The sequence below is a fragment of the Cohnella sp. GbtcB17 genome, from assembly GCF_019091135.1.
Taxonomy (GTDB): domain Bacteria; phylum Bacillota; class Bacilli; order Paenibacillales; family Paenibacillaceae; genus Cohnella.
Window position 1 is genome coordinate 185,778 of record NZ_JAGXJW010000001.1, and the last position, 15,363, is coordinate 201,140.

10 protein-coding genes are annotated in these 15,363 nt (G+C 56.9%); all 10 read left to right on the forward strand.

Going from position 1 to position 15,363, the window contains the following annotated elements; genetic code table 11:
• Positions 1–212: 212 nt before the first annotated feature.
• Complete coding sequence (locus tag KVT38_RS00635; protein WP_217591742.1) at positions 213–4,007, forward strand: putative Ig domain-containing protein; 3,795 nt, start codon at positions 213–215, stop codon at positions 4,005–4,007.
• 75 nt (positions 4,008–4,082) lie between these two features.
• Positions 4,083–6,392: an alginate lyase family protein gene (locus KVT38_RS00640; RefSeq protein WP_217591743.1), complete on the forward strand. Its 2,310-nt coding sequence runs from the start codon at positions 4,083–4,085 to the stop codon at positions 6,390–6,392.
• A 176-nt stretch (positions 6,393–6,568) separates the two neighbouring features.
• On the forward strand, positions 6,569–7,354 hold the full coding sequence (locus KVT38_RS00645) for a hypothetical protein (protein WP_217591744.1): 786 nt from the start codon (positions 6,569–6,571) through the stop codon (positions 7,352–7,354).
• A gap of 10 nt (positions 7,355–7,364) precedes the next feature.
• On the forward strand, positions 7,365–8,510 hold the full coding sequence (locus KVT38_RS00650; RefSeq protein ID WP_217591745.1) for a hypothetical protein: 1,146 nt from the start codon (positions 7,365–7,367) through the stop codon (positions 8,508–8,510).
• Complete coding sequence (locus KVT38_RS00655) at positions 8,428–9,024, forward strand: hypothetical protein (RefSeq protein ID WP_217591746.1); 597 nt, start codon at positions 8,428–8,430, stop codon at positions 9,022–9,024. Before KVT38_RS00650 ends, KVT38_RS00655 begins: the two co-directional genes overlap by 83 nt.
• A gap of 120 nt (positions 9,025–9,144) precedes the next feature.
• Positions 9,145–11,283, forward strand: coding sequence for a glycoside hydrolase family 36 protein (locus KVT38_RS00660; RefSeq protein WP_217591747.1), 2,139 nt, complete (start codon positions 9,145–9,147; stop codon positions 11,281–11,283).
• A 50-nt stretch (positions 11,284–11,333) separates the two neighbouring features.
• A complete protein-coding gene (locus tag KVT38_RS00665; RefSeq protein ID WP_217591748.1) occupies positions 11,334–12,491 on the forward strand; it encodes a glycoside hydrolase family 88 protein in 1,158 nt (385 codons plus the stop codon).
• A 117-nt stretch (positions 12,492–12,608) separates the two neighbouring features.
• Positions 12,609–13,037, forward strand: a complete 429-nt coding sequence (locus KVT38_RS00670) for an RrF2 family transcriptional regulator (protein WP_217591749.1) — start codon at positions 12,609–12,611, stop codon at positions 13,035–13,037.
• A gap of 163 nt (positions 13,038–13,200) precedes the next feature.
• A complete protein-coding gene (locus KVT38_RS00675; RefSeq protein ID WP_217591750.1) occupies positions 13,201–13,884 on the forward strand; it encodes an SDR family NAD(P)-dependent oxidoreductase in 684 nt (227 codons plus the stop codon).
• A gap of 28 nt (positions 13,885–13,912) precedes the next feature.
• Complete coding sequence (locus KVT38_RS00680) at positions 13,913–14,986, forward strand: LLM class flavin-dependent oxidoreductase (RefSeq protein ID WP_217591751.1); 1,074 nt, start codon at positions 13,913–13,915, stop codon at positions 14,984–14,986.
• The last annotated feature ends 377 nt before the right edge of the window (positions 14,987–15,363 follow it).

Sequence of the window (15,363 nt, forward strand, 5' to 3'; positions counted from 1 at the left end):
GGCACGGCCGGCCAGGCGGCGATCGTCTTAAAATAGTGCGATCATCGCTTAAACTTGCCGCATATGGCTGACGCGGAGGACATGATAGCATGAAGAAGCCCAAGGAAGGAGGGAATGCAGCCAGAATAGAAAGCGCTACCAACGCCGGAAAGCTTGAAGCCTACTGTGGATTGGCAAGCCCATTTGAAATCGACAAGGAGGAAAAGTATCGTATGCATTCGATTCGAAGGAAAATCCCGTATCGCTATTTGATGGCATGGCTCTTGATCGTCATGATGACTTCGGCTCCGGTCCAGGCGACCGCGTTCGCGGAGAAGTCAGAGGGATCCAAAGGCGGCTCGCCTGCGGCAGCGGACGCAGTGCTGGACACCGTCTCGTTCGGTCTTGCGGCCTCGGAGCGGGCGCACAAGCTGAAGGAGAGCAATACGGCAGCGGGCATCGACGACCGGAAGGAGCCGGAGACGACCGGCGCCGACGGCTTGCTGACCGGCGGCGGGCTCGGCGAACGTCTGCCTTATCGCTACATCCGTCCGTCGGAGACGGAGACGATCGGGGGTTGGCTGGAATTCACCCTGAAGGCAGACCCGTATGCGCAGAACTACCTCACGGTACAGCTCAACGGCACGCAGCAGGGCAGAGGCGATTTGTACCTGAAAGGGCCGGGCGGCGACACGTCCATCCTGCGGCCCGCGAACGGCACGGTCTATCCCGAGCTCGATAACGGCTATGAGCCGGGCGCGCCGTTCCTGGGACGGTACTATTATGCCACCTATCTCATCCCGAACGAACTCGTCGATCTGAAGACGAAGACGATCACGCTGCAGCTGTCCAGCATCGGCGTGTACGATGCGTACGGGACGGGCAAAAACGTCAAGCAGACGCAGAACAGCAAGTTCATCTATGGCGCTTCGACCCATACCGATCCTTTTTACCCCGTGGCGAAAAACGCGCCGGACGGCACCGTCCCAAGCGGTAAGCCGACGGTATCGGACAAGGACGGCTACGAGACGGTCGTCAATCAGGCCATGACCGTACTGAAGGAAGTCCTGTCCTGGCAGCTGTACGGCGATACGTTCGACCGGATCAGCGGCGGCGACCATACGAACAACGGGTTTCTTGAAGGCGCCATCGTGACCCGGCTGAACAAGAACGAGCCTGCGCATCCGGAGTATACGAAGCAGCAGTGGGCGAGCAAGTACTTGGCCCAGGCCGTCAACTTTCAGAACTGGAGCCCCATGATGGGCGTGGAGATTTTTGCGAACGCTTACCTAAACGAATGGTCCGGTGAGTATTATCATAACCCGGAAATGCTGGACCGCATCTTCAAGCTCCTCGACTTTTACGCGAGAGCCCAGGACAGCACAGGCGGCTGGTGCGTGCCGACATCGGGCTCTGTCGCCTATACGTGGATCGGGGCGGACCTGAACGGCTCGGGCAAGCGGGGCAAAGGCGAGCGCTGGCCGCTCCTCAGCAACGGGACCGACTCGATGCTTGCCGGCTTCGTCAAGCTGTACAACGGTATCGCAAGCGGCAGCGACGAGCAAGCGAAGAAGCTGCTCGGCGATTATCTGGAAGAGAAGGTCGACAACGACATGACCGGGGACAAGTCGGTCACGCGCCGGATGTCGTATATCGAGATGTTCGGCATGCTTCAGAAATATTTCGACGCGTCGTCCGCGGGCAAAGATTTCTACGATCCCGCCTCGCGGGCCGGCACGGCCAATCAGGACGTCGGCTTTCCCTATGCGACGAATCGGTCGCTGCAGCTGCTCGTGAAGTCCATGGATGCCAGCGCGATCGACGTCCCGGGTATCATGGAGACGCCGAGATACAAGCCTTTCGCGCCAGAATACGACGACCGTATCTACGACATGATCAAATACAAGCTCGGCGGCGAGATGGTCGACGGCGAAAAGTGGATGTCAGAGAACGCCCAGATCCTAGAAGCGGGTGCAAGCCACGGCGGTTATGCCGGCGATTATGGCCCGCGCATGCTGCTCTGGTTCGAGAGCTACGCCGAGCTGACCGAAGGCGATGCCAAGGTTCACGGACTGATCGTCGATCTGGCCAAGCGGAGCCTGAAGGCGTTCGCCCCTTATATGAACGAGTTGGTGGCCGCGGACGGGACGAATGTCCTCGTGACGGAGAATACGGCTTCCGCGCGCAAAAATACGTACGGGCTCCATGCCGCTTACCTGATGCTGCCGTATCTCGCGCTGGAGGCGGGGAGCGAAGAGGCGCTCAACTGGGGCATGAAGTACGTCGAGGACGGCCGCGTATTCGCGCTGGACGCGATTCACGAGAATCTCGAGACGACGACCCCCCATATATACACGAATCTGATCGATCTCGAGCAAGCGGCCCGAAGCTATAAGACGTTCGCCGCCGAGCTGGCCAAGCGGGTGAAAAGCTGTAAAAGCTGCGTAGCCTTTCCTATGGAGGACGCGCATAAGGACTTCGTCTTTGCCGATCTTGATTCCCAATCGGTCGTATTCAAGCATAACGGAGAGAAGGTGTATGTCACCTTCAACTGGAGGCGCGACAACTGGGCCTATACTGATCAGGCTCGGATACACTATACGACCGCTACGGTCGATCGCATCGCCAACGTCGCTGCGTCCCATCAAGGAGGCGTATTTACTTTTACGGACAGCACCGCGAACTATCGTCACGACGGCGCGGCCGGGGCTGCGTTCACGCATACCCGGTACGACGGTTTGAATCAGACCCGGTACGGCAAGTACGTCATCGGCATGAATCTGTCCCGGCATGATGCAGCCGTCGGCCAGCAAGGAACCGTATACCGGCTGGAGGTGCCTGGCGTCAGCAAAGCCAAGGATCTGATCAGCGGCAAGACGTACAGCTCGAAGGAGGGAGAGCTGCTCACGGTGCCGGTTCAGCCGCGGCAGACGGTCATCCTCGAGGCGTTGAAAGAAAGCGATAATCCGGCCGCGGTAAAAATCGTGCGCGCGACGGACGACAAAGTCATCTCGTTCGAAACCGTCTATGCGAAGATCGGCCAAAACTACACGGCCAAAGCCGATTCGATAGAGGGCTACAAGCTGGAGGATAAAGCCGACAAGAAAATCAAGGTCAACCGGGACGCTTCGCGTAATGTGATCCTGTTCCGCTATTCGGAAAACGCCGCACCCGTATTCCATGCCTCCGTTCTGGATACGTACAGGGACTGGGAAGTCGCGAATCTGGCCGGCGCTGCGGGGGAAGTGCGGTTCGATGAACGAGGCAGTCCCGCCGAGATCGCGACGACAGGCGTCGCCGGCCGGGACGACGCCCTGACGTTCATCTACCGGAAGCTGATCGGCGACGGCTCCGTCACGATGAAGGTGGACGGATTCGACCGGACCGCCGATCCGAAGACGTACGCGTCGGTCATGATGATGCAGCAGCTCGATTACAACGCGCCGAACGTTCAATTCCGACTGTTCTCCAACGGGGACGGCGTCCTGCTGACGCACCGAAGCGAAGCCGATAATACCCAGAAGGCGTCCTGGACGCTGGACCAGAATAAAAACGCGGCTCCGATCTATATCCGACTGGAGCGGAAGGGGAACATCTTCTTCACCTCTTTTTCGAAAGACGGGAAGAATTGGACGTATGCGACCAAGTCCTCTTACGAGCTGGACACCGGGAGCGTTATGTACGTCGGGCTGTCGCTGACCGACAACGACGATTATAACGGCTCGAATACCGTGCATGTCTCGCAGGTCGACTTCCAGGGAAAAACCGTCATTACGGGCAAAGTCGGCGAGACGATCGAGCTGGACCTGATGGCGGAAGATCGCGAGCAAGATCCGATCGAGTACAAGACGTCCGGCTTGCCTGAAGGGGCGACGCTGGACGAAGCGTCTCGTCTGCTCACCTGGACGCCGCAGCAAGCAGGCCTGTATACGATCAAGGCGCTGGCCTTCGATCCGTATCACCGAATTCCGGTCGAAAATACGATCGTGCTGGAAATCGGGGACGCCGGGCTCTCGTCGGCCAATTGATGTCGGAGTCCGCGCTACGCGGCTTGCGCCAAGAAAAACAACCGCTTGATCCTAGCGAGTGAAGGAGGAATTTTCTTGAAGACAATTCGGAACATTTCGATCTTCTTGACCATCATGCTGTTCCTTGGGAGCGTCAGTCTGCCGAAGAGCCTGTCGAATACAGCTTCCGCTGCGCCATTCCAGCTCGATACAACCAACTTGAAGGCCGGCTATTACGGCTGGGCGGTCGAGGGACACTCCGCAGTGGAGTTCGCGACGAGCGCCGCCAATATATCTTCCATTACCTATGCCACGTCCGCTTTGTTCGACGGCAATACGAGCTCAAGCACCAATCTTAATAAAGACGTCTATTTATACCTCGACCTAGGCACAAGCGCCGTGACGCTTTCCAAGATCGCCCTGACGATGAAGGCAGGAGGAGCGATCTCGGGAAATTGGAAAATATACGGCTCTAACACGTTGTCCGCGTCCGCTGCCGGTTGGACGGCCATCGCGACGCCGGCCGGACTTAGCGCAGGGACGACGACGGAGTTCGCAGTCGCGTCTTCCTATCGTTATCTGCTGATGGGCGGATCCGACACGGCGCTCAATTCCTGGGTCCACACGTGGGATCAGCTGTCCGAGATCGAGCTGTACGGTACCGGCACGATCACTGCCGCCGCGACCGCATTCACGCACCCGGGCATTCTGCAGACGGCCTCGGGCATCCGGACCATGAAGAGCAAGGTCGCCTCCCAGACGGAGCCTTGGCAATCTACGTATTCGACGCTCGTCAGCACGGTCGCCTCCTACGGAACGATTTCTGCGGCGGATTACACGCTGACGTCCATCACCCGCAGCAACAGCGGCGGTTATAACGAGATGAGGCTGGCCGCCACGAAGGCGTACAATCTTGCCCTGCTCTATACGCTCTCGGGGAACAGCACGTATGCCGCCGGTTCCCGCACGATCATGATGAAGTATGCTTCCATATTCAACGGCGTGGGCACAAGCGGCGACACAAGCTCCGTCTACGACACGAATCTGGATGTCGGCGTCGTCGCGCTGAAGTTCAGCGCAGCGGCAGAACTGCTTCGCTACAGCTATGACGGCTGGTCGGTCGCAGACACGAACGCGCTCATTGCGATGTTCGGCAAACATGCGGGAGGCACGGCGATCAGCATGTACCAGTTGCTGTCCAACGATCCGGTCCTGTCGACCTACGATATGGACAATATCGCTCACGGGCACGCGGCCATGCTCCGGGAGGGTTCGATGGCGTATGCGATATTCGCCGAGGACTCGGCCTTGTATAATCTCGTGAGGAACGACTTCAAGGCGAACAGTACAGCGTATTTTACGAATCAGGGAGCGGAGGATTGGCAGAAGAAGCCGGATAAGAGTCAGGGCGCGAACGGTTACAGCCTGCTGTACAACTATAACGCGACGACCGGCCAGAGCAAGGAAAGCGATCGGGATCAAGCCCATGCCTTGGTCAATCTGTCTTCGTTCATCAGCATCGCTCACATGGCGTGGATGCAGGGCGACAGCAGCTTGTACGAGTTCAACGGCCGGCTGCTCCTCAAGGCAACAGACTTCAGCGCCAGGTATAATCTGGGCTATGACGTCGCTTCCTATACGACAGCCTATCCATGGAACCATCACAGCGACAGCGGAATCACGACCTACGACCGGGGAAAGGCGACGGAAAATTCATATGCGGCAGCTTACAATTATTACAAGTTCTCCTCTTCTGCGGCTGCGAGCGAGTATGTCTACCTTTCCAAGTTCGTCAACAATCCGATCTACGCGGCTGACCGCAACAGCTACGACGTCGCCGGCTTCGGCGCACTGACGGCTTCTGCAACGGCACGGGCGACGGATTATGCGAACAACGTGACACCGGTCAACAACGCGGTACATTGGACGGATGCCGGGGTCGCCAGCATGCTGAACGGCGCATATCCCGTCTATGGCGAATATGCGACCGGTTTTGTGAGCGGCAGCTCGAGAGATTCCAGCAAATTGAGGCTGACCGGCACAAATGCGATTGCGGCGCTCCCTTATACCTTCTTCAGCAATGTGACGAAGGCAAATGTCAGTTACTCGAGCACGGGTACGGGGACGCTGGAGATTCGCACGGCAAGCCGTGCAGGGACCCTTAAGGGCCAGCCGGAAGCGTACGCCGACGGCGCCGGCAACGGCGACAGGGGCACCCTGCTCGCTACAATTCCGATCGCCAACACGGGCAGCCTGACAACCTATACGACGACTTCGCTCGCGGGCAACATCTTGACGACCGCCGGCTTGACGGGCGGCAGCGTCACGGGGAACTACACGATCTTTATCGTGTTCAAGGGCGTTAATGCAAACGCCAGCATGAATCTGAACGATTTGACCTTTTGAATAACCTTAAGTCGCACCGCCCCGGCAGAGCTGCCGGGGTTCTTTTTGACCTCAAACTATAAAAATCGGAGTTTTGTCTATAAAAGCCGCATTCAAACGCTTGGCCGACGCGTGCTAAAGTGATATTCAAAACCATTTCGACGAGGCGAATGAAATAAAGAAGGAGCCGTTCACGCATGGATGCTTCAAGACTGAGATTCCTCTCCCTCTGGGCGATCAATGGCGATCTGGATACGGATAGACTCAAAAGACAGCTGAAGGAATTAAAGGATACGGGCCTTGAAGGCATCGTTTTCCACTCTCGCTTTTACCCGGGCAACCCGCCTTACATGAGCGATACGTATCTGGACATCGTCTCCGATCTGATCCTCTATGCCCGCGAATTGAATATGGAGTTCTGGATCTACGACGAGAACGGCTGGCCTTCCGGCACGGCAGGCGGGCAGGTCATCGCTCGCTTGCCGGATTCGCGCTGCGAATGGATCGAATGGAGGAGCGGCGCGGACGGGATCGGAGAGATCGTCCTCCTCTCAAAGCCCGCTGTATCGTCCTTCGATCGCCGCGCGACGGAGACGTTTATCGCGCTCACGCACGAAAGGTACCGGGATGGCTTGCATGCCGAGGCGTTCGACTACGTGACCGGCTTTTTTACCGACGAAGTCGGCTTCCTCGACGGACACGGCGTCTCGGTGTCCAAGGGGGGCATCCCGTGGCACAGCAGCTTGCCCGAGGCTTATCGGATCAGGCATGACGAGGCGCTTGCGCCGCTGCTGCCTCTGTTGTTCGAATCCGGTGAAGACAGCGGAGTCGTAAGGGCTCGCTACTGGGAACTGCTCACTGAAGCGCTCGTAGAGGGCTTCTACAGCCGATCCAGGCTTGGTGCGAGGCGCACGGCAAGCTGTTCACCGGCCATTTCCGTTTTTTCAGCTCTCTTACAGCGGCTCCTGCTTTCAGGTGCTTAAGGGACTGACGATGCCCGCGATCGACGCGCTTGAGCGGCATCCCGGCAACAACTTCTATCCGCGCATCGTTCACTCCCTCGCCATGCAGACGGGCAGAGAGGGCTGCCTGGTCGAGGCGCACGGCGGCAGCGGATGGGGCGCTTCGCCGGAATCGTTTACCGAATATGTGTTGTGGCTCGCGAGCCACGGCATCGAGCGGTTCGTGCTCTACCTGTCGCAGTACGCGCTCAGCTCACGCGCGGTTCACGATTGGCCGCCTTCGATGCCGCTGCACCTGACGTGGAAGGAAGCTTTCCCCTCCGTGCTCGAAGGGATTCGCAAGCAAGCCGAGCACCTGCCCTATCTGCGGCTTGAACGACCCGATCTGCTGATCGTTACGCCGACGCGCGGCGTCATGGCGGCGTTCGATCCGCGCGACGCGCTCGCGATCAATGAGCACAACGGCGACGGCGTGCCGGACGATACGGAGAGCGGGAGGATCAGCAACCGGTTCATGGCGCTCGTCGAAGCTTGCCATGCCGCAGGTATCAGATACGAGCTGTCCGAGGAGCGAGCCGTCGAAGAGGACGGGACCATCGAAGACGGCAGACTCGTTCTGGGACAGCGATCTTACGGCCGCGTGCTGCTGCCGGACGGCTGTGTCTGGCATGCGGATTCGGAGGGGCATACGGCGCCGGATCGTCTGCGCGCGGCTGGCGTCACGGTATGGGCGGCAAGGGAGGCGGAGTCCGCTGCTTGGCTCGGTTTGTCCGAACGCATGCTACTTCCCCATAGCGCCCCGGCCACCCACGGGGAAGCATTCGTCCCAAGGCAGAACGCTTGGCAAGCGGTCGCGCCAGCCTCGAATCGTATGCTGCTGGATTGGTACCGCGAGGGGAAGGAAGGGCGTCTTGTATCGGCCGTGCGCGCAGATTCGGAGGCAGCGTTCAAAGATGCTTCGCTCGTCCTTTTGGACCGGCCCCGCAGCTTGCGATTGAACGGGAAGACGCTTATCCCGGCTCCTTTCTCGGGCGAACTCTGTCATCGCTATCCCCTGTCTGAAGCAGATCGAAGTAGGGACTGGAGGCTCGAACTTGAACCGCAGCCGGACGCCGATCCCCCTGCCCGTAGCCTGGATCGAAGGCGCGTTCCTGGTACTGAGCGAGAGCGGTTATAGCCCGAAGAGCGATCGTCAGGTCAAGACAAGGGGGCCGTTCCTGCTGAGCGCCGTGCACGAGCCGGAAGCCTCCGATTTGATCGCCTCAGGCTGGCCTTATTACGGCGGCATGGTAGAGATTCATAAGCGACTCGAGTTGGATCAAGACACCGGCCCCGTCATCCTCAAGCTGTCCGGACTCGCGGGGGACGCCGTATGCGTTTATATCGACGGCACGACGCTCGGTTGGATCTGGGGGCCGCAATGGGAGGCGGAGTTGCCGGACGGACTGGCGGCGTGGTTACGAGAGCTTGGCGTTCGAATCGTGCCCAGCACTTACAATGTATTCGGTCCTCATCGGCACATCGACGGGGATCGCCATCTGACGAGCCCGAATCAATATTCCGGCGTTCGCAACTTTGCGGATGATCCCGAAGCGCCGGCGTCGACTAAGTCGGAGGACTATCATTTTGTGCGCTTGGGCCTCGCCGGCGAAGTAATGCTGCTGAAGCGGCTTGAAGCGTCGCGGGATTGAAGGAGCTCCTTCGGATTTCGATTAAAAAAGCAGACTTTTGGCTGAAAAAATGGCATCGAGTTTGCCGCCGCCGGATGATAGGCTAGAGTCTATCATCCGTGAGAAAGGAAGGCAGGTCACTTGAACCAGACTATCGAGATCAACGAAGGCGGCCTTCAAGTCGTCATCGAGATATCGGACACGGGCGACGTCCGCCTGCTGCATTTCTCTTCGCTGCCGTTCGCGCGAGAGACGTTGAAGGGGGACGAGCAAGCGCCCAAGTTCCGTCTCTTCGAGCTGCAGTTCGCGGGAGAAAATAAAGACGCGCACCACGGCGTCAAGCATATTGAATCACTGCCGGGCAAGCGAATGGTCTACCGATCGCACAGCCTGGAACCGCATGATGAAGGTACGCGGCTGTCGGTCGTAGCGACAGATCCGGTGACGGGCGTGGAGGCGATGGCGAACCTGCAGTTTCATCGGGACATTCCTATCGCAACGGTCTGGACCGTCGTGACCAATCGCGGCGCAGAGCCGATCGGTCTCGAATATGCATCCACCTTCGCCTTGAACGGGCTGGCGAAGGAAGGCCCCGGAAGCTGGGGCGACAAGATGCGTCTCCATCTGCCGCATAACTCCTGGTACGGGGAGCTGCAATGGCGTTCCGCCTTGCTTCCTGAGCTCGGACTCTCGCCTGTCAACCGGTTTACGCTCAAGCGGGTCGGCGCGTCGAGTCTCGGATCCTGGTCCTCCGCTGAATACCTGCCGATGGGCTGTCTGGAGAACGAAGCGACGGGAACCTCTCTCTTCTGGCAGATCGAGCACAACGGCTCCTGGCATTGGGAGATCGGAGATCACTTCTATAGGTCAATCGACGATGCTTCGACTGATGAGGGACATTTGTACCTGCGCCTCGGAGGACCGACAGAGCAGGAGAGCCATTGGTTCAAGCGGCTTGCGCCCGGCGAATCGTTCGAGACCGTGCCGGCAGCCGTGGGCGCCGCCCCCGGGGACCTGACCGATGCGGCTCGGTACTTAACTGAATACCGGCGGAAGATCGTGCGTCCGCATGAGGATCATGAGCGGCTTTCGGTCATTTTTAACGACTTCATGAACTGCCTGTTCGGAGACCCGACGTCGGACAAAATTATGCCGCTCGTCGATGCGGCCGCCGAAGCCGGCTGCGAAATTTATTGCATCGATGCGGGCTGGTACGCGGACGGAGAATGGTGGGACGGCGTTGGCGAGTGGCTGCCTTCTCAGGCGCGATTTCCAAATGGAATCGAGGAGGTCATTGCAAGGATACGCGAGCGGGGGATGATTCCCGGCCTGTGGCTCGAGTTGGAGGTCATGGGCGTCAACTGTCCGCTTGCCGCGACCGTGCCGGACGACTGGTTCTTTTGCCGCCACGGGCGCAGAGCGATCGACAACGGCCGCTATCAACTCGATTATCGCCATCCCGCTGTGCGGGCTTATGCCTCCGGCGTCGTCCGCCGCCTCGTGGAGACTTACGGCGTGGGCTACATCAAGATGGACTACAACATCAACATCGGGGTCGGCAACGAAACGAATGCAGACAGCTTCGGGGACGGTCTGCTCCAACATAATCGGGCTTATCTGGCCTGGCTCGAAGAGACGATGGACGCTTATCCGCAGCTCGTCATCGAGCACTGCAGCAGCGGCGGCATGCGGCTCGATTATGCCATGCTGCGACGGCATCCCGTCGCATCGGTCAGCGATCAGACCGATGCGCGCAAGCTGGCGGTGATCGCTGCCGCATCGCCTACTGCGCTCCTCCCTGTACAGGCGGCGATTTGGTCGTATCCGCTCATGGCAGGCGACCGGGAAGAGACGATTTTTAATATGGCCAACGCCATGCTGCTGCGTATTCATCAAAGCGGACACCTGGCCGAGCTGGATTCGGAGCGCAAAGCGCTGGTAGCCGAAGGCATCGCCGTCTACAAGACGATTCGTTCCGAACTGCGCCGCGCGACGCCGTTCTGGCCTCTTGGGATTCCTCGCTTCGGCGACGGATGGATTGCCCTCGGCATGCGGAGCGGGCACCGGGCTTTCATGACAGTATGGCGACTGAACGGCCCTTACGACACCGCCGATCTGCCGCTTGCGGAGCTCGGGGGCGATGCGGCTTCGGTCCGCTGTCTCTATCCGGCGGCCGAGGCCGTCCCGTTGGAACTTGACGTCAACCGGCGGCAGCTTCGAGTTACGCTGTGCCGGCCGTACACGGCCAGAGTGCTGGAATTTGAACTGGCCGGCGAATAACGGCGGCGGTGAACGCGATCAAACTTACAATAAAGAAGGCGGGATAACAAATGCTACTGCAAGGCGAAGATCGACAATGGCTGAATGAAGTCGTCGGCAAGCTCAGAACGAAAATGGATCTGGTCAGTGAAAGGTCCAAATTCAAAATTCCGTATACGACGAATGGCGGTACGCACGACAACCGAATCACGGATAATCCCTCGGGTACGGAGACGGACGGCATTTATTGGTGGACGAACGGGTTCTGGGGCGGCATGATGTGGCAGATGTATCACGAGACCGGCGACGAGAAGTACAAGGAGATTGCGAACTTTTCCGAGGAACAGCTGGACGCATGCTTTAGCGGCTACTACGGCCTTCATCATGATGTCGGCTTCATGTGGCTGCCGACCAGCGTCGCCAATTACAAGGTGACGGGCAATCCCGAGTCCCGCAAGCGCGCGCTGCACGCCGCCAACCTGCTGGCGGGCCGCTTCAATCTCGCCGGCGGATTCATCCGCGCCTGGAACGATCTTGAGGGCGAAGATACGCGGGGCTGGGCGATCGTCGACTGCATGTTCAATATCCCGCTGCTGTATTGGGCGTCAGAGGAGACCGGCGATCCACGCTTCAAGCAGATCGCGATGAGGCACGCGGACACGGCGATGACCGCCTTCGTACGGCCTGACGGCTCGGTCAATCATATCGTCGAGTTCGATCCCGAGCACGGCGGAGTCGTCCGTACTTACGGCGGCCAGGGCTACGAAGAAGGCTCGTCCTGGACGCGCGGGCAGACCTGGGCGCTGTACGGCTTCATGATGAGCTACATCCATACAGGCAAAGAAGAATACTTGAATACCGCGAAGCGAATCGCTCACTACTTCATGTCCAACATCCCGGAGAGCGGCCTTATTCCGATCGACTTCCGGCAGCCCAAGGAGCCCGCATACGAAGACTCGACCGCGGCGGCGATCGCAGCTTGCGGTTTGATCGAGATCGCCAAGGCGGTCGGCCCGCTCGAAAAGGATGTCTACATCCGGGCCGCGCTGAAACTCCTGAAGACGCTGGACGAAGCGCGCAGCGATTGGTCGACGGAATCGGACTGCATCCTGATCAACGGATCGGCAGCCTATCACAGCGGAAAGCGTCATACGGCGATCATTTACGGCGATTATTATTTCCTGGAGGCCGTTTTTAAGCTCAAGGGCGACGATTTGTATTTGTGGTAAAGGTGAAAAGGGCGCGAAGCAGGGAATGCTTCGCGCCTTTTTGCTTGCGGACATGTCGTCGCTTGACTTATGATCTTTGTATGAAAGATCGTATGAGGAAAGGGCAGATGAAACAAAATGAGCTCAGCCTCCAAGGGCATACCCGTCGGACCTCCGCATTTTAAAATTGCCGTTCATGCTCTCGTTTGGTTATCGAAGAGCAAGAACGTATTATCGAGTGCCATGATCGCGTCGCAAGTCGATACTCACGCCACTTTCATGAGAAGAGTCATGCAGTCATTAACTATAGCAGGCATTGTTGAGTCAAGAGGAGGGCGTGAGGGCGGATACATCTTGAATAAGCCCGCACATCTTATCTCTTTAGGAGAGGTTTACTCGGCCGTTAATACAGGACCGGAGCCCGAATTAAACGTAGACTGCGGAGCGGCGGGCGAGCAGCTCGATTTGGAACTGGAGAAGATTCTGTTTGAGTCCGAACAGAGAACGATCGAATATTTAAAACAATTTTCTATTTTGGATCTAAGCAATAAAATCAATCATTTTTAGTGAGATCTCATTCAACTGTGAAATGCAGATATTCATCCTTTTAATGTGTTACTTCTTTAGTTGCAATTAATCGAAAGGTGTGAGAATATTGGTTTCATTATACTGTGCCTAATACAAGCACATATTAGGAATCGCCATCATTAACAAATAAGGAGTGGGTTGCATGAAAAAAACGATCGCGATCATAGGTGCCGGGCCGGGACTAGGCTTGTCCATTGCACGCAAGTTTGGTTCACAAGGCTTTCGAGTTGCGCTAATATCCAGAAATCAAGAAAAGCTTGATGGGTTGGCAGCGCAATTAGCTTCAGAAAATATTGAAGCGGCCGGATTCGCTGCCGACTTGTACGACAAAGAACAATTGGCCGCGGCGATTCAAGCTGTTAAAGACCGGTTCGGATTCATTGATGTCGTGGAATTCAGTCCGACTGTTGGCCAGTATCCGCCGACTCCCGCATGGCAAGTCACGGATGAGAATGCTTTAGATAGCTTTACTGGATTTACGCTGGGGGCGATTCGTGCCGTTCAGACGGTGCTGCCGGATATGCTGGAAAGAGGCACGGGGGCATTATTGTTTACGACAGGCCTGTCCGCCGTCTATCCAATGCAAATGATGGGCAATCAAGGGATTGCCATGAGCGGGCTGCGCAACTATCTAACCAATCTGCACAAGGATTTGGCTCCTAAGGGGATTTACGTTGGTCATCTTTCTTTGGGGGTATCTATCAAACCGGGCACCCAAACGGATCCTTCGTATATCGCGGATGCTTGGTTCGCCCTTTATTCGAAGCAAGATAAAGCCGAAGAGACATTCCCGGTAGGGGTTACTCCGGAGACTATCATTTGGTAATTCATATTTTGGGCAAGGAGGTCTCCCGATGACGCCGCCTGAGAATTTGCAATCGTTCTCTGAATTTGAATTCGGAATTTACTCTTTGGGCGAGCTATTGCCCGATTCAACCGGCCAAGCTCCAAGTGGTTATTCGCGCGTACAGGATATAATCGCTTCGGCTAAGATGGCAGACGAGGCGGGCCTTGATTTGTTCGGCATAGGCGAACATCATCGATTGGACTTTGTCACCTCGTCCTATGCGATGATCTTGTCCGCGATTGCGCAGGCTACTGAGAAAATTCGGGTCATTAGCACGCTATCGGTGCTTAGCACTGCCGATCCGGTTCGGGTATATGAAGATTTCGCTACGCTGGATTTAATCTCGAGCGGAAGAGCGGAGCTGATCGCAGGAAGAGGAGCATTCCTTGAATCCTTCGAACTGTTCGGGGCGGATCTTCGCCAGTATGACACGTTATTCGATGAGAAAATTAACCTGTTGCTCAAGTTGAATCAGAAAGAAGAGATAAGCTGGTCTGGGAAGTTCCGCCCCCCGTTAAGGGAGGCAAGCATCGCGCCTCGACCGTATCAGCCCGCATTGCCGATCTGGATCGGGGTAGGGGGAACTCCGGAGAGCGCTGTGCGCGCAGGGAAGTTGGGAGTGGGCATGGCCCTGGGAATCTTAAGCGGAGATCCCCGGCGGATCAAACCGCTTGTCGATCTCTATCGAGAGGCCGGGATCGCTGCTGGTCACGATCCTTCCAGGCTGCGGGTATCGGTCAACGGCCACTCGTATGTTGCAGCTACAACGGAGCAAGCTGTCGAAGAGTTCCAGCCTCATTATGTGAATTACTTTTCTTATTTCATGAAAGAACGAGGTCATTCTTTCAATATATCTAAATCGGAGCTGTACCCGATGACCAAATTTAATGACGTCCTTGCAGTTGGAAGCCCCGATCAATTAGTGGAGAAGATCCTTTATCAGCATGAGTTGTTCGGCCATAGCCGGTTTATGGGTCAACTGGATATGGGAGGACAACCTCTATCAAGGGTAGCCAGCGCTATCGAACTTCTGGCGACGAAGGTCGCCCCCGTGGTCCGCAGAGAACTGAAGAAGAAATAGGGATAATTACAGGAGGCACAAAACATGGTTTAAGGGAAACGGCCAGCGTAGCGGCCGACTTTAATTGAAGGAAATACAATCAACGCTTATAGTTGACTTAATAATCCATTTAGATTCTTGGTTTGGCTTGGTCAATAAAAGTCTGATGCAGGCAATGTCCTGATCGGGCTTTTTTAGTTTATTTAAGTGATTGACATATACACTGTCAAAAACAACTTCTCTACCGAGGCAGAATGAACGCTAACAAGGACACGAGTACTCGTCACATAGTCGAGTGTTCCAGAGTAGTAGGTCCCGGCGAAAGGTCGAGCACAAACTTTAGCCCCGTAAATTGGATTGATTATCGAACCTGCTCTAATGATTATTTCCCCCTGAGG